This is a genomic window from Ralstonia sp. UBA689, from assembly GCF_002298975.1.
Classification (GTDB): Bacteria; Pseudomonadota; Gammaproteobacteria; order Burkholderiales; family Burkholderiaceae; genus Ralstonia.
Genome location: NZ_DBMV01000019.1, coordinates 68,676 through 83,036, shown reverse-complemented (window position 1 = coordinate 83,036; position 14,361 = coordinate 68,676). Strand labels below are relative to the sequence as shown.

15 protein-coding genes and 1 pseudogene are annotated in these 14,361 nt (G+C 66.9%); 13 read left to right on the top strand and 3 right to left on the bottom strand.

Going from position 1 to position 14,361, the window contains the following annotated elements; all coding sequences use genetic code 11:
- The first annotated feature begins 77 nt into the window (after positions 1-77).
- From B4F51_RS08545 to B4F51_RS08530, 3 genes and pseudogenes are all read left to right on the top strand, one after another.
- Positions 78-755: a TetR/AcrR family transcriptional regulator gene (locus tag B4F51_RS08545; protein WP_296224732.1), complete on the top strand. Its 678-nt coding sequence runs from the start codon at positions 78-80 to the stop codon at positions 753-755.
- 173 nt (positions 756-928) lie between these two features.
- Positions 929-1,420: pseudogene (locus tag B4F51_RS24565) on the top strand (cupin domain-containing protein).
- 112 nt (positions 1,421-1,532) lie between these two features.
- Entirely contained in the window at positions 1,533-1,925 is a 393-nt protein-coding gene (locus B4F51_RS08530) for an SgcJ/EcaC family oxidoreductase (RefSeq protein ID WP_296224730.1), read from the top strand.
- Positions 1,926-2,090: 165 nt separating this feature from the next.
- On the opposite strand, the gene B4F51_RS08525 is transcribed toward B4F51_RS08530, so the two are convergent.
- Positions 2,091-2,579 (bottom strand): Lrp/AsnC family transcriptional regulator, encoded by a 489-nt coding sequence (locus tag B4F51_RS08525; protein ID WP_296224729.1) that lies wholly within the window; start codon positions 2,577-2,579, stop codon positions 2,091-2,093.
- A gap of 156 nt (positions 2,580-2,735) precedes the next feature.
- Between B4F51_RS08525 and hppD the strand changes: the two genes are divergently transcribed.
- Complete coding sequence (gene hppD / locus B4F51_RS08520; protein WP_296224728.1) at positions 2,736-3,839, top strand: 4-hydroxyphenylpyruvate dioxygenase; 1,104 nt, start codon at positions 2,736-2,738, stop codon at positions 3,837-3,839.
- Positions 3,840-3,968: 129 nt separating this feature from the next.
- Here hppD and B4F51_RS08515 read toward each other — a convergent pair whose 3' ends face one another.
- Together B4F51_RS08515 and B4F51_RS08510 are read right to left on the bottom strand one after the other, a co-directional pair.
- Positions 3,969-4,571, bottom strand: coding sequence for an EF-hand domain-containing protein (locus B4F51_RS08515; protein WP_296224727.1), 603 nt, complete (start codon positions 4,569-4,571; stop codon positions 3,969-3,971).
- A 144-nt stretch (positions 4,572-4,715) separates the two neighbouring features.
- A complete protein-coding gene (locus B4F51_RS08510) occupies positions 4,716-5,411 on the bottom strand; it encodes a type II secretion system protein N (protein ID WP_296224726.1) in 696 nt (231 codons plus the stop codon).
- A 184-nt stretch (positions 5,412-5,595) separates the two neighbouring features.
- Here B4F51_RS08510 and gspG point away from each other — a divergent pair, with 184 nt between their 5' ends.
- The 9 genes from gspG to gspD all read left to right on the top strand — a co-directional run bounded on the left by gspG (position 5,596) and on the right by gspD (position 14,339).
- Positions 5,596-6,069: a type II secretion system major pseudopilin GspG gene (gene gspG / locus B4F51_RS08505; RefSeq protein WP_296224724.1), complete on the top strand. Its 474-nt coding sequence runs from the start codon at positions 5,596-5,598 to the stop codon at positions 6,067-6,069.
- A 35-nt stretch (positions 6,070-6,104) separates the two neighbouring features.
- Positions 6,105-6,593, top strand: a complete 489-nt coding sequence (locus B4F51_RS08500) for a GspH/FimT family pseudopilin (RefSeq protein ID WP_296224723.1) — start codon at positions 6,105-6,107, stop codon at positions 6,591-6,593.
- Positions 6,590-6,994 (top strand): type II secretion system minor pseudopilin GspI, encoded by a 405-nt coding sequence (gene gspI / locus B4F51_RS08495; RefSeq protein WP_296224721.1) that lies wholly within the window; start codon positions 6,590-6,592, stop codon positions 6,992-6,994. Before B4F51_RS08500 ends, gspI begins: the two co-directional genes overlap by 4 nt.
- Positions 6,975-7,742, top strand: a complete 768-nt coding sequence (locus B4F51_RS08490) for a PulJ/GspJ family protein (RefSeq protein WP_296224720.1) — start codon at positions 6,975-6,977, stop codon at positions 7,740-7,742. The genes gspI and B4F51_RS08490 overlap by 20 nt, the downstream gene beginning before the upstream one ends.
- Positions 7,742-8,803 (top strand): type II secretion system minor pseudopilin GspK, encoded by a 1,062-nt coding sequence (gene gspK, locus B4F51_RS08485; RefSeq protein ID WP_296224719.1) that lies wholly within the window; start codon positions 7,742-7,744, stop codon positions 8,801-8,803. The genes B4F51_RS08490 and gspK overlap by 1 nt, the downstream gene beginning before the upstream one ends.
- Positions 8,804-8,970: 167 nt before the next feature.
- Positions 8,971-10,413, top strand: coding sequence for a type II secretion system protein GspL (gspL, locus tag B4F51_RS08480; protein ID WP_296224717.1), 1,443 nt, complete (start codon positions 8,971-8,973; stop codon positions 10,411-10,413).
- 10 nt (positions 10,414-10,423) lie between these two features.
- Positions 10,424-10,996 carry a type II secretion system protein GspM gene (gspM, locus tag B4F51_RS08475; RefSeq protein ID WP_296224715.1) on the top strand — a complete coding sequence of 191 codons (573 nt, stop codon included), beginning with the start codon at positions 10,424-10,426 and terminating at the stop codon, positions 10,994-10,996.
- A gap of 21 nt (positions 10,997-11,017) precedes the next feature.
- Complete coding sequence (locus B4F51_RS08470) at positions 11,018-11,887, top strand: type II secretion system protein N (protein WP_296224713.1); 870 nt, start codon at positions 11,018-11,020, stop codon at positions 11,885-11,887.
- 37 nt (positions 11,888-11,924) lie between these two features.
- Positions 11,925-14,339 (top strand): type II secretion system secretin GspD, encoded by a 2,415-nt coding sequence (gene gspD / locus B4F51_RS08465; protein WP_296224711.1) that lies wholly within the window; start codon positions 11,925-11,927, stop codon positions 14,337-14,339.
- Positions 14,340-14,361 lie beyond the last annotated feature (22 nt).

Sequence of the window (14,361 nt, the reverse complement as noted above, 5' to 3'; positions counted from 1 at the left end):
GACAGGCAAAGCCGGTTTTTGCTGGTCGCAATGAGTATAAAAATGAGCCCGCCCGCAGGTGTTCGGGTTTTGGAGACATGAAGGACACCCCCGCTTCCGCCCTCAAAACAACGAAGACGCAACGCCGCCGGCCGGCACAATCCCGCGCGCGCGCCACGGCCGACGCCATCCGCGAAGCGTTCGTCCAGTTGCTGGTTGAACGAGGCTACGAGAAGGTCTCGATCCGTCAGGTGATCGGATTGGCGGGCGTGGGCATCGGCAGTTTCTACGAATACTTTTCAAGCAAGGAAGCGCTGGCGGCGGTGTGCATCCACCTGCGCGTCAAGGCCATTGCTGCAGACATGCGCACAAGCATCGACGCCCACCGTGCCGAACCCCTGCCGGCGCGCGTCGACGCCTTGCTCGACGCGCAATCCGCCCCGGCGCTGGCCGAACCCGAACAGTGGGCGGCGCTGTTCCTGCTCGAACGCAAGGTGTCGGGCATCGATGCGTTCCGGCGCATGTACGGCGAATTCGTGGCGTTGTGGGCGGAAGCGCTTTCCGCCGGTGCCGACTGGCCTGCCGACGCCGATGCCGAACGGGCCGCCTTCGCCGCCCACGCCATGGCCTACAGCCTGGTGTCGCAAGCCCTCATGACCGCGCCCGACCACATTGATGCTGCGGCGCTTCGACGCCTTGCCGGCAATGCCGTGCATGGTTACCTGTCGATCCTCGCGCCGCGCGCATATCGTCTGCACCGCTTCACAACCGACTGAGCGGCGCCTGCGCCAGCCGCGCCCGACGCAAACCCGCACCCCGCCTAGAGCGATTGCCTCCTTGTCAGCCTGGCTTGCGTCTCACTACGCTGATTCCCAAGGCACGCTCGCCGTCAACGTGGTGGCCATCGCGGCCGCCCGCGAGCCGATGCCGAGGCAAGAAGGAGACGAAGATGAACAGGCAACTTGCGCAACTGCCACTGCTGGTGGCGATCGTGCTGCTGTGCCTAGGCGCGCTGCCCGCCAGCGCCCAGGACACCGCCGCGGGCGAAATGATGATGATGAATCCCGCTGGCCTGAAGTGGGTCGACGGCCCCCCGAGCATGCCCAAGGGCCTCAAGCTGGCCGTGCTCTAAGGCGACCCTGGCAAGGAGGGTCCGTACGTGATCCGCATGAAGGTTCCGGGTGGTTACAAGGTGCCCCCGCACTGGCACACCCAGACCGAAAACCTCACGGTGATCTCCGGCACGCTCTACCTGGGCGGTGGCGACAGCATGGACGTGGGCGCCGCGCACACGCTCAAGGCCGGCGGCTTTCACAACCTGCCGGGCGGCATGCACCACTACGCCTTTACCAAGACGGTGACGGTGGTGCAGATCCACGGCATGGGGCCGCTGGATATCAACTACGTCAATCCGAAGGACGATCCGTCGCCCAAGCAATAAGCCACGTCGGCTGGCGCATGGGAGGGCTTGCGGCAGCGCAACCGCCATCCATCGCCGTCGCAAGCGGTAAAGTGGCGCCTGTCGCCACCACCGCTCTCGCGCCCACACCGCCATGACCGACGACGAACGCGCCATCCGCGCCGTAGTAGACACGTGGCTCGCCGCCAGCAAGGCCGGCGACCTGCCCACCGTGCTCAGCCTGATGACCGACGATTGCCTGTTCCTCACGCCCGGCCAGCCGCCGTTCGGCAAGGAGGTCTTCGCGAAGATGTCCGAGGGCATGAAGGATGTGCACTTTGAAGGCACGAGCGATATCCAGGAGGTGCAGGTGTTTGGGGATGTGGCTTACCTGCGCAACTCGCTACGCATCGTCATCACGATGCGGGATGGGAAGACGGTACAACGGTCGGGGCAGACGTTGACGATTCTGCGCAAAGCGGCCGATGGGAAGTGGCGGCTGTCGCGGGATGCGAATTTGGTGATGTCGGATTCGGACGCCAAGTAGGCGAGTCGTTCCGCCAACGCACGATTGATTCTTTCAGGCATCCCCACCCGTCTCGGGGAAGCCTTCCTGCTGTTTGAGTTTTCTTCCCGCTCAAGCGCACTCATGCGAGACGGCGGAATAGCTCAACAGCGCCCCCAAAAAAACAGCGGCTTCACGAAACTCCCCTCAAACCACCACCGGCAACGCCGTCGTATCCTTGATCCGCTCCAACGCAAAACTGCTCTTCACATCAATCACCGCCGGGTGGGCGAGCAGTTGATCGCGAATGAATCGCGCGAAGTGCTCCATGTCTTCCACGAAGACCTTGAGCAGGTAATCCATCTCGCCGGTCATCGCGTAGCACGTGACCACCTCGGGCCAGGTCGCAACGGCCGCGCGAAAGACGTCTGACGGGCCCTTGCCCTTGGGTGCGCCCCCCTGCTTTTCCAGCCGCACGTTGATATAGGCCGACAGGCCCAGGCCGATCTTGCTCGGGTCGAGCAGCGCGGCGTATTGGCGGATGACGCCGGACTCCTCCAAGCGGCGGATGCGTCGCAAGCACGGGCTGGGTGAGAGGTTCACCCGCTCGGCGACTTCCAGGTTGGTGAGGCGGCCGTTGTTCTGGAGGACTTCCAGGATCTTGCGGTCGATCTTGTCGAGTTCCACCTTGCTCATTTTGTTGCTCCGCACCAATTTATTCGGCAATTTTCTTGCGCAAATTTAGCAAGACGGGCACAACTTCGCAATTTTTGCTTTGTTCGACACTTCTACACTGCGAGGATCGTCAAAAACCTGAGCGCTCCAACAGCGCCCGCCCCGCAGGAGACCACAATGCAATTCACGCCTTGGGAAAACCCGATGGGCACCGCCGGCTTCGAGTTCATCGAATACGCCGCGCCGGACCCGGTTGCCATGGGCAAGCTGTTTGAGAAGATGGGCTTTACCGCCATTGCCAAGCACCGCCACAAGAACGTGACGCTGTATCGCCAGGGCGAGATCAACTTCATCATCAACGCCGAGCCGGATTCGTTCGCGCAGCGCTTTGCGCGCCTGCACGGCCCGTCGATCTGCGCCATCGCGTTCCGCGTGCAAGATGCCGCCTTCGCCTACAAGCGCGCACTTGAATTGGGCGCCTGGGGCTTCGACACCCACAGCGGCCCGATGGAGCTGAACATCCCGGCCATCAAGGGCATCGGCGATTCGCTGATCTACCTGGTGGACCGCTGGGCCGGCAAGAACGGCGCCAAGCCGGGCGACATCGGCAACATCAGCATCTACGACGTCGATTTCGTGCCCATCGCGGGCGCCAACCCGAACCCCACCGGGCACGGCCTGACCTACATCGACCACCTGACGCACAACGTCTACCGTGGCCGCATGAAGGAATGGGCCGAGTTTTACGAACGCTTCTTCAACTTCCGTGAAGTGCGCTACTTCGACATCGAAGGCCAGGTCACGGGCGTGAAGAGCAAGGCGATGACGAGCCCGTGCGGCAACATCCGCATCCCCATCAACGAGGAAGGGACGGAGAAGGCCGGCCAGATCCAGGAGTACCTGGACATGTATCACGGCGAGGGCATCCAGCACATCGCGCTGGGCTCGACCGACCTGTTCAACACGGTGGACGCACTGCGCGGCCAGGGCATCAAGCTGCTGGACACCATCGACACGTACTACGAACTGGTCGACAAGCGCATCCCCGGCCATGGCGAAAACGTGGCGGAACTGAAGAAGCGCAAGATCCTGATCGATGGCGCGCCGGGCGACCTGCTGCTGCAGATCTTCTCCGAGAACCAACTCGGCCCGATCTTCTTCGAGTTCATCCAGCGCAAGGGCAACCAAGGTTTTGGCGAGGGCAACTTCAAGGCGCTGTTCGAGTCGATCGAACTCGACCAGATGCGCCGCGGCGTGCTCAAGGCTGATCAGCCGGCCTGAACACCCTCACGTCAGACCTGCATCCTCCGCACCTCGATGGTTCGCCATCGAGGTGTTTTTTTTCGCCCATGAAAAACGGCACCCGAAGGCGCCGTTGGCTGCATTGCCCGGGGTCGGGCGAGCGATGCGTTATTGCGTTTGCGTGGTCGACGGAGCCGCCGTTGCCGAGGCGGCCTTCTGCGCCTTGCGGGCATCGTGGCGCGCCTTCATGTATGCGCGAATCTCGTCTTCCGTGACCTTGCCGTCGTGGTTGGCGTCGATCTGGTCGAATTGCTTGGCGAGCTTGGGCATGCCAGCCTGCATTTCGTCCTTGGTCAGGACGCCGTCGCTGTTCTTGTCGGCGGCCTTGAACTTGACATCAAAGCGTTCGGCCATCTTGGCGCGTGCTTCACCGCGCATTTCGCCCTTGTGTGCCTTGCGCCAGGCGGCCAGTTCTTCCTTGCTGAGCTGACCGTCGTGGTTGGTGTCGATCTGGTCAAAATTCTTTTCCAGCCAGGCGTGGCCCTTGGCCTCGTCGCGCGAGATCTGGCCGTCGCCGTTGGTGTCGATGGCCTTGAAACCGCCGTGGCGGCCCGGCTTGGCAGCACGGGGAGTCGTTTGCGGCGCCTGGGTGGTCGCGGGCGCCTGAGCGGCCGGGGCGCTGGCCTCCTGCGCGCGGGCGTTCATACCCGCCATGGCCAGGAACAAGGCCGAGGTGGCGAGGAAGGCTTGGACAGCACGCTTGTTGGTCATGATGGTCAGCTCCTTTTCACATGGACTGTGTAGCGGATTAGAACCTGACCCGACGACCGCGTTGCCGGGTTTTACACGCTGTTACCCCAATGACACGCGCTGTAATATGCGCGCCCGCCCACGCCGGGGCAGGTCTGAAACGCCTTACTGCTGGGCCGGCTGGCCGCTGGGTTGGCCGCTATCGCCCTTGCTTCGCGCGGCCGCTGCAGCGCGGTGGCGCGGGCCGGTGATGCCGCCGCCCAGGTTGGGAGCCTCCTCACCCATGTTGGTCGGCGAGGGAGCAAGAGGCAGCATGGCGCCCGGCATGGCTGTATTGGCGGGGTTGTTGGGCACTGCCGGCACCGGCGGCGCGGCAGGCGTCGCCAGCGGAGCGGCCGCGCCCGAGGGCGGCAGCGGCAGCGACGGCGCATTGCGATTGGCGGGCGACACGCCGGCCACCGCGCTGGCCGGAAGCGGAATCTCCTGGCGTGCGCCGTTGCGCTCGATCACCACCGAGCGCGCCTTGATCTCCACCAGCTTCAGGTTGGACGACAGCGCCTTGCCGGCACGCACGGCCTGCGGCGGGCCGCCGTCCACCGACACGATGGCCGCGCCGGTGCCGTCCGCCAGATCAGCCACCACGCCGGCCACCTGCACATCGCGCGGGCCACTATGCGGGCCACCGCCGAAGAGCGTGACGGCCGCGCCGGTGTCCAACGCTTCGGTCTGCGCGATACGTGCCTCGCGCGGCACGCCCAGCGAGCGCAGCGACGACAGCGTCAGCACCCAATGCGTCAACAGCGCGCACAAGGCAGCAAACAGTACAAGACTGAGCAGGCGAGACGACTGTTGAGCGTTCATGAAAATGAAGAAAAGGGGCGACGCACCGTAGGAATATCGCGATTCTATCCGCCCTTTATGCCGGTTCGGTGAACGGCCTGGAAGGCACCTTCTAAACACAGGCGCGGCAAGACCCCGATCTGCGTTCTAACGTCATATGTCACAGCTATACTGTGTTCCCACTCCTATTGCCAACTCTCTCGCCATGATGCAAGGCCAACTCCGTTCCCCCTTCCGCCAGCATGCACGCCGGGCCCATCGCGCTGACGGCGGCTTCACCCTGATCGAGATCATGGTGGTGGTGGTAATCCTCGGCATCCTTGCCGCGCTGGTGGTGCCGAAGATCATGAGCCGTCCGGACGAGGCGCGCATCATCGCGGCCAAGCAGGACATCGCCTCCATTTCGCAGGCGCTCAAGCTCTATCGCCTGGACAACGGCCGCTACCCGACCACCGAGCAGGGCATTGCCGCACTCGTTACCAAGCCGACCGCCGAGCCGGTCCCCAACAACTGGAAGGCCGGTGGCTATCTGGAGCGTCTGCCCAAAGACCCGTGGGGCCATCCGTACCAGTACCTGAACCCGGGTGTGCGCGGCGAAGTCGACATCTTCAGCTTCGGCGCCGACGGCCAGCCCGGCGGCACGGCCAACGACGCCGACATCGGCAACTGGGACAACTAAGACCCAGCCCCAAACCCAGCGCGCCGCCCCTTGCCATGACCGCCCATTCACGGCCCCGCAGGCACGCTCGCGGCTTCACGCTGCTGGAGCTGCTGGTGGTGGTGGTCATCATCGGCATCGTGCTCGGCGTGGTGGCCGTGAACGCCACGCCCAACCCGCGCTCGCAACTGTCCGACGATGCGCAGAAGATGGCCCGCCTGATCGAACTCGCGCAGGAAGAAGCCCAACTGACCTCGCGCCCGGTGGCGTGGGAAGGCGACGCACAGGGCTGGCGCTTCTATGAATCGACGCCCAACGGCTGGCGTCTGCTCACGCGTGACGTGCTGGCCCCGGGACACTGGCGGCAGGCGATGGACAACGTGCGGATCGTCGCCGGTGCGGCCGCGGCACCGGGGGCGCCGCAGCGGCTGGTGTTCGGCCGAGAGGCGATCGGCCTGCCGTGGCGCGTGGCGCTGTCTTCCCAGGGCGCGCGCGCGGACGTAGTGTCGGACGGCGGCCCGCGCGTGCTGACCGAAACCCAATGACCCGCGCCCGCCGCACCGGCTCCGCGCGCGCGCGTGGCTTCACCCTGCTGGAAGTGCTGGTGGCGCTGACCATCGTGGCCGTGGCGCTGACCGCCACCATGCGCGCCATGGGCAGCATGACCAACGCCAGCGAATCATTGCAGACGCGCATGATCGCCACCTGGAGCGCCGAGAACCACCTCGTCAATCTGCGCCTCGCGCGCGCCTTCCCCGACCCTGGCGCGCGCGGCTTCTCGTGCCCGCAGGGCGATACGGAGCTGTGGTGCGAAGAAGTCATCGCCACCACGCCCAACCCGGTATTCCGCCGCGTCGAGGTCTCGGTGTATGCGGACGCGTCCAAGTCCGTGCGCCTGGCCTGGCTCGTCACCCTGCTGCCCAACGATGCGCGCAATGTCTTCTGAGCGCCGCCCGGCCCCGGCCCATCGTGGCGCGCGCGGCTTCACGCTGCTCGAACTGCTGGTGGCCATCACGCTGTTGGCCATCCTGGCCGTGCTCGCCTGGCGCGGCCTGGACAGCATGACCCGCACGCACGAGGCGCTGGCCCAGCGCGACGAGCGCATCGAAGCGCTCAAGACCGCCTACGCCCAGTTCGATGCCGACTGCACGCAACTGGCCGATCCGAACACGCTGTCGCGCACGCCCATCGAAGTCGACGCCAACCGCGTGCTGCTGGTGCGCGACCGCCGCGACGATGGCCAGCCGCCTGCGTGGCAGATCGTGCTCTACCGCATCGTCGACGGCCGGCTCGAACGCCTGCAGAGCCCGCCCATCACCAACCGCGGCGACCTGCGCGGCGCGCTCGACAGCCTGCGCCAAGGCGGCGCCAATGCGGCACGCTACCAGTTGGCCGACAACATCGACGGTATCAGCGCGCGCGCCTGGATCGAACCCGGCGGCTGGATGGACAACACCGGCGCGCTGTCGGCGGCGCTGTTCCCGGCCGGCAGCAACACGACCACGCTGAACGGCCTGCCCAGCGCATCCACGCCCAGCGCATCCACGCTCAGCGCATCGGCACCGGCCGCCAACACCCCCGGCATAGTGGTGCCGGCCGCCTCGGTACGCGCGGTGGAACTCGCCCTGCTGGTGCGCATGACGCCGCAGGGCGCGCCGCAGCGCTTTACGCGCATCTGCATGACGGGGCTGTGATGGCACGACGCTCACACCTCTCTTGTCGACAGGCTGCGCACCAGCGCGGCGCGGCCATCGTCACCGCGCTGCTGGTGGTCACGCTGGCGGTGGTGATCGTCTCGGGCATGCTGTGGCGGCAGCAGGTGGAGATTCGCGCGGTGGAGAACCAGCGCCTGAAGGCGCAGGCCGCGTGGATCGCGCGCGCGGGCATCGACTGGGCCCGCCTGATCCTGCGCGACGACCAGCGCCGCACCGGCGCCGTCGACCACCTGGGCGAAATCTGGGCCGTGCCCATCCAGGAGACCAAGCTGTCGGATTTCCTCGGCAGCTCGCTGCGCACGGATACGGCGGGCGAAGAGTCGTACCTGTCGGGCCGCATCTTCGATGCCCAGGCGCGCTTCAACCTGATGAACCTGCTGAAGATGCAGACGCTGGGCACGCGCACTGTCGTCACGGGCCTCGACCAGGCCGGCGTCAAGGCCTATGGCGTGCTGCTGCAGACGCTGGGCCAGGACCCGAGCCTGGCCAAGATCACGGCCACGTACCTGGCGCAGATGCTGGGTGGCGTCCAATCGCTCGAAGGCAACTCGGGCGGCGGCGATGACAGCGGCGGCGGTGGCAGTGGCGGCAACGGCCCGCGCCCGCTGGACGACGTCGACGGCCTGCTGTCCATCCCCGGCTATACCGCCGACGCGATCCGCGCGCTGCGGCCTTATGTGATCGTGCTGCCCACACGCACGCTGGTCAACGCCAACACCGCCAGCGCCGAAGTGCTGGCGGCCGTCATCCCCAACCTGAGCCTGGACCGCGCCCGCGCGCTCGTGCAAGCGCGCGACCGCGCCTACTTCCGCAATGTCGGCGACGTCACCAACCAGTTGCGCGGCATCGCTGCCGGGGCAGACGCCGGCAGCGTCAGCAACCTGCTGGACGTGCAGACGCACTACTTCCTCGTCTACGGCATGGCCCGCCACGAGCGCGCACAGATCGGCCAAGTGGCGCTTGTTTCACGTGGCGATCCGGTCAACAATAACGCGACCCGCATCGTCTGGGTCCGCCGCATCGACGGAATTCCGTCATGACGGCGCCGCAACACCCCTCTACGTGCGTACGTTTGGCAAGTAGACAGACCCCAGCCTTCGCCGTATTGTCATCCGCATCGTTCAGCATCGTGGGTTTTGCGCAATCCGGCGGCTCCGTTGGTGGCTCGCGTCAATAAATACTCTCATTAGCTCAATCGAGGAGCGGTTTGACGACCTCCCTGTACGTGCGCCTGCCGCACCGGCCCATTCAATCGCCCGAGCGCTGGTCGACGGGCGCGCTGGCTTCCGTGCCCTTTGCGCTGGTGCGCGAGGAAGGCGCACAGGGCCCGCAGCGCATCGTGCGCGAAGGCTCGTCGCGCACCGACGAGCTGCCCGCCGCTGACCGCCTGATCCTCCTGCTGCCCGCCGCCGACGTGCTGCTGGTGCCGGCCAATGTGCCGCCGCTGGCCTTGCCCAAGCTGCGCCTGGCCCTGCCCAATCTGGTGGAAGACCGCCTCGTGCAGGACGCACAGCAATGCCATATCGCGCTGGGCCCGCGCCTGGGCGCTGCCCCGGCACGCGGCTGGCGTGCCCCGCGGGAGCCGCAATCGCGCGCGCTGATGATTGCCGACCGCGCGTGGGTCCGTTTCATCCTCGATAGCTTCGGTACGCACAAGCACCGCACCTGCCATCTGTTGCCTGCGCAGCTTTGCCTGCCGTTTGAAACGCCGGCTGCCGCTGCACTCACCCCGGCACCGGCCCCCGAAGCGGACCAAGACGCGGAACGCACCGAGCCTTCCCTCCAAACACCTGACGAACCGGTGGCCCCTGAAGCTACCGCGGCCGCTTCCGCGATCAACCCGACCCCGGCCACCATCGCGCTCGATGCCGCGCCGCCGTCAGATCCTGACGCGCCCGTTGCCGTCGATATCACCGTGCGCACCGGCCCCGCCGATGGCTACGGCCTGCGCCTGCTGCCGGCCAACGTGGCCAACTGGCTCGCCATTGCGCCCACGCCGGCCAGGCTGATGGTCTCGCCCGCGCTGCGCGAGCTGGCGCCCAGCCTGTCGACTGATCCAGCGGCGGCCACGCTCGACTGGGCTGCCTGGGCCGCCGGCGCGCGCAACGCACTGGCCTCGGGCGATGCCGATCTCTGCCAGTTCGATTTCGCCAACGGCGGCATGGCCGGCGTGGACTGGAACATATGGCGCCTGCCGATCGCGCTGGCCGTGCTGATCGTGGTCGCCCAGTTGATCGGCATGAACGCACGCTGGCTCACGCTGCGCGCAGAGCAGAAGCGGCTCGATACCGCCATGCGCTCGCAACTGCAGACGGCGTTCCCGAACACGCCGGTGATCCTCGACCCGCCCGCGCAGATGCGCCGCCAGGTCGAGCAGTTGCGCCTGGCCGCCGGCAAATCCGCGCCGGAAGACTTCCTGCCGCTGGCCGACCGCTTCGCGCAGGCGGCCACGGGCCTGGCGCCCGACGCGCTGCTCGCGCTGGATTACCACGGCCGCGCGCTGACGGTCACGCTCAAGGACGGCACCGACACCACCGCCCTGCGCACCGCCGCCCGCAATGTCGGCCTGAACATGGCCACGGCCGAAGCCCCGCGCGGTGCCGAAAGCACCGTGCCCGGCTCGCGCTGGACGGTCTCCATCGCCCAATAACGATTCCTCCATGGCGACTTCCTCTCCTTCCTCCGCGTCCGGCGCCTCCAAGTCCCGCCTGCCCCGCATCGGCGCGCCGGATGCGCTGCGTGACGCGGCCACCACGTTCTGGATGCAGCGCGAGCCGCGCGAGCGGCGCATCCTGGCCAGTGGCGGCGTGATCCTGCTGCTCGTGATCATCTATCTGGTGCTGTGGGAGCCCGCCTTCGAAGGCCAGCGCCGCATCGAAAAGGCCCTGCCGCAGATGCGCACCCAGTTGGCCGAGATGGAAACGCTCGGTCAGGAGGCGCGCGGGCTGTCCGCCATCGCCGCCGCGCCCGTGCCGCGTGGCGCGGAGCTGCAGCAAGCGCTCACCACCAGCCTCACCAACCACGGCCTGAAGGCCACGCGCACCGCAATGTCGGGCGAGAGCGTGCAGGTACAACTGGACAAGGTGCCCTTTGGCGCCGTCGCCGAGTGGTTGCAGGAGGTACGCCAGGCGCAGCGCATGAAGGTGATCGACGCGAACATCAAGTACGTGGGCGCCACCGCCCTGGTCAACGTGACGGCGACGCTGCAAGGCCCCGCCGCCGCCAGCCACTGACGGGCTGGGGCGAATCGCACCATGCCGATCGGAATCGAATCGCTGCCGCCGCTGCGTCTGCGCCGCCGCACCGACACCGAGCGCCCGAGCCTCGGCCGGCGCCTGCTGTGGTACGCGCTTTGGGGTGGAGCCGCGCTGCTGGCGGTGGGGGTGACGGTGGTGTCGCAATACCCGGCCGCGTGGGCCGCCGAGCGCGTGGCCCAGGCTACCGGGCGGCGCGTGCTGCTGGCCGACAGCCAAGGCAGTCTCTGGCATGGCAGCGCCACGCTGGCACTCACCGCCGGCAATGGCGGCGCCGACGCGACCGTGCTGCCCGGGCGGCTGTCGTGGTCGATCGACATGCTGCCGCTGCTGACCGGCACGCTGCGTGCGCACGTGACGCACGACCGCGCGCTGGAGCAGCCGGTGACGCTCACGGTTTCGCCTGGCAGCTGGCAGGTCGAGGCAGGCGCGGTCACGCTGCCGGCCTCGCTGCTGCAGGGCATCGGTGCGCCGTTCAACACACTCAAGCTGGACGGCCGGCTGCGTGCGCAATGGACGCCGCTGTCGGGCCAGTTCGGGCGTGCTTCCGGACCCGGCAAGGGCCAGCCGGACACTGTCCAGGGCGCGCTGACTGTCACGCTTGAGCAGGTATCATCCAGCCTCAGCCGGGTACGGCCGCTGGGCAGCTACCAGGCGGTGGTGTCGTTTAGCGGCGTGAGCGCTGCGCCCGCTCAACTGACGCTCTCGACGCTAGCCGGCCCCTTATCCCTGCAAGGCCAGGGCACCCTCGGCCAGGGCGCGCATTTTGACGGGGTGGCGAGCGCCACGCCGGAGTCGGAACCGCAACTGATCGGCCTGTTGAGCCTGCTGGGCCCGCGCGACGGGTCGCACTATCGACTACGCTTTTGATTCCTAAGCCGGCGCGCGAGCCAGCGTGCCGACAACCATGAACGAGACCATGCACAACGCCTCTTCCCGACTCACCGTTCGCGCCATCGTCCTGGCATGCTGCGCAACGATGGTGGCCGGCTCGATGCCCGTCTACGCTGCTCCGCCGAGCGCGGCATCCGCCCAGAGCGGCAACCCCGGCAATCCGGGCAATGAGGTCTCGCTCAATTTCGTCAACGCCGACCTCGACTCCGTGGTCAAGGCCGTGGGCCAGGCCACAGGCAAGAACTTCATCGTCGACCCGCGCGTGAAGGGCACTGTCAACCTCGTCACCGAGAAGCCGGTGACGCGCGCACAGGCGCTGGAATCGCTCGGCTCGATCCTGCGCATGCAGGGTTACGCCATCGTCGAGGGCAACGGCTTTACCAAGGTCGTGCCCGAGGCCGACGCCAAGCTGCAGGGCTCGCCCACCTCGGTGGGCAATGCCGGCGCGCGCGGCGGCGAGCAGGTCGTCACGCAGGTCTTCCGCCTGCAGCATGAATCGGCCAACAACCTGGTGCCGGTGCTGCGGCCGATGATCGCGCCCAACAACACGATCACCGCATACCCGGCCAACAACACGCTGGTCATTACCGATTACGCCGACAACCTGCGCCGCATCGGCCGCATCATCGCCTCGATCGATACCCCGGCCGCCGGCGAGACCGAGCTGATTCCGCTCAAGAATGCCGTGGCCATCGACGTGGCCGCCACGCTGCAGAAACTGCTCGACCCGTCGGGCGCAGGCGGTGCGGCCGGCGCGGGTGCAGCGCTGTCGGACCCGAGCCTGCGCACGTCGGTGGTGGCCGAGCCGCGCTCGAACAGCGTGATGATCCGTGCGTCGAGCGCGGCACGCCTGGCGCAGGCCAAGCAACTGGTCGCCAAGCTGGACGTGCCCGCCGCGCGCCCCGGCAACATCTGGGTGGTGCCGCTCAAGAACGCCAACGCGGTGCAACTGGCAACCACGCTGCGCGCCATCGTGGCGGCGGACGCTACGCTGTCGGCGTCGCAATCCACCGGCCCAGGCGGCCAGAGCGCTGCGCAAGGCGCGACCGCCCAACCGACCGGCGGCACCGGCACGCAGTACAACCAGAGCACGCAGAGCAACACTGGCGGCAGCTCGGGCAGCGGTAGCGGCATGGGCAGTGGCAATTCGTCGTTCCGCGCCTCGTTCGGGCAGAGCAACCTGCCGACCACCGGCGGCATCATCCAGGCCGACCCGGCCACCAACGCGCTGATCATCACCGCCAGCGAGCCGGTCTATCGCAACCTGCGCGCCGTGATCGACGACCTGGATGCGCGCCGCGCTCAGGTCTACATCGAGTCGATGATCGTCGAAGTCACGTCGGACAAGGCCTCCCAGCTTGGCATCCAGTGGATGGTGGGCGCGGGCGGGCCGAACACCTTTGGCGGTGGCGGCACCAACTTCGGCTCCGGCGCGGGCAACCTGCTCTCGCTGGCTGGCACGATCGCCACCATCACTTCGGGCGGCATCGGCAGTTCGGCCGCACAGACAGCAATCAGCTCGCTTGGAGGCAACGTCGGCCAGCTCAACGGCGGCAACTTTGGCGTGTTCAACAAGGCCACGGGCCTGGGTGCGATTCTTTCGGCACTGGGCTCGGACGGCTCGGTCAACGTGCTGTCTACACCTAACCTGATCACGCTCGACAACGAAGAGGCCAAGATCCTGATCGGCCAGAACGTGCCGATCACCACCGGCTCATATGCACAGACGGGCACCGCAGCATCGGTCACACCGTTCCAGACGTTCGATCGCAAGGACGTCGGCATCACGCTGCGGGTCAAGCCGCAGATCACCGACGGCGGGCTGGTGAAGATGCAGATCTTCCAAGAATCGTCCGCCGTGGTGAACGGCACGCAGAACGCCACGCAGGGCCCAACCACCAACGTGCGCTCGATCGAGACCAATGTGCTGGCCAACGACGGCCAGATCGTCGTGCTCGGCGGCCTGCTGGAAGACAACTATCAGGACGGCGAGCAGAAGGTGCCGGGCCTGGGCGACATCCCCATCCTGGGTGCGCTGTTCCGCTCCGAGACCAAAACGCGCAAGAAGACCAACCTGCTGGTATTCCTGCGCCCGATCATCCTGCGCACGGCTGAAGCAACGAGCATGCTGTCGGACAACCGCTACAACTACATGCGTGAGACGCAGCAGGGTTTTGTCTCGCCCAACATGCTGCCGACCACCTCCGACAAAGACACGCCGGTGCTGCCCGCGCCAGAGAGCGTGCGCCCGGCGCAGAACTACGGTGATGTGTCGGTCGTGCCGCAAGGCGCACCGGGCGTGCAAGTGCCTCCGGGCGCGCCGATGCCGATGCCGCAAGGCACCACGCGCAGCCAGCCGCGCCTGCAGAACTTCGCGCCGCCCACCTCGGGCGGCTACGACGGTAACGCGCCGCGCAATGGTGGCTGAAGCAGCTCAGGCAGCGAAGGAT

Excerpts from the sequence above, each read along its gene's own strand:
- gspI (WP_296224721.1), top strand. The coding sequence starts at position 6,590 with ATGACCCGCGCCCGCCGCACCGGCTCCGCGCGCGCGCGTGGCTTCACC.
- B4F51_RS08510 (WP_296224726.1), bottom strand. The coding sequence starts at position 5,411 with ATGAACGCTCAACAGTCGTCTCGCCTGCTCAGTCTTGTACTGTTTGCT.
- B4F51_RS08515 (WP_296224727.1), bottom strand. The coding sequence starts at position 4,571 with ATGACCAACAAGCGTGCTGTCCAAGCCTTCCTCGCCACCTCGGCCTTG.
- B4F51_RS08470 (WP_296224713.1), top strand. The coding sequence starts at position 11,018 with ATGCCGATCGGAATCGAATCGCTGCCGCCGCTGCGTCTGCGCCGCCGC.
- gspK (WP_296224719.1), top strand. The coding sequence starts at position 7,742 with ATGGCACGACGCTCACACCTCTCTTGTCGACAGGCTGCGCACCAGCGC.
- gspG (WP_296224724.1), top strand. The coding sequence starts at position 5,596 with ATGATGCAAGGCCAACTCCGTTCCCCCTTCCGCCAGCATGCACGCCGG.
- B4F51_RS08490 (WP_296224720.1), top strand. The coding sequence starts at position 6,975 with ATGCGCGCAATGTCTTCTGAGCGCCGCCCGGCCCCGGCCCATCGTGGC.
- gspD (WP_296224711.1), top strand. The coding sequence starts at position 11,925 with ATGAACGAGACCATGCACAACGCCTCTTCCCGACTCACCGTTCGCGCC.
- B4F51_RS08545 (WP_296224732.1), top strand. The coding sequence starts at position 78 with ATGAAGGACACCCCCGCTTCCGCCCTCAAAACAACGAAGACGCAACGC.
- B4F51_RS08525 (WP_296224729.1), bottom strand. The coding sequence starts at position 2,579 with ATGAGCAAGGTGGAACTCGACAAGATCGACCGCAAGATCCTGGAAGTC.
- B4F51_RS08500 (WP_296224723.1), top strand. The coding sequence starts at position 6,105 with ATGACCGCCCATTCACGGCCCCGCAGGCACGCTCGCGGCTTCACGCTG.
- gspM (WP_296224715.1), top strand. The coding sequence starts at position 10,424 with ATGGCGACTTCCTCTCCTTCCTCCGCGTCCGGCGCCTCCAAGTCCCGC.
- B4F51_RS08530 (WP_296224730.1), top strand. The coding sequence starts at position 1,533 with ATGACCGACGACGAACGCGCCATCCGCGCCGTAGTAGACACGTGGCTC.
- hppD (WP_296224728.1), top strand. The coding sequence starts at position 2,736 with ATGCAATTCACGCCTTGGGAAAACCCGATGGGCACCGCCGGCTTCGAG.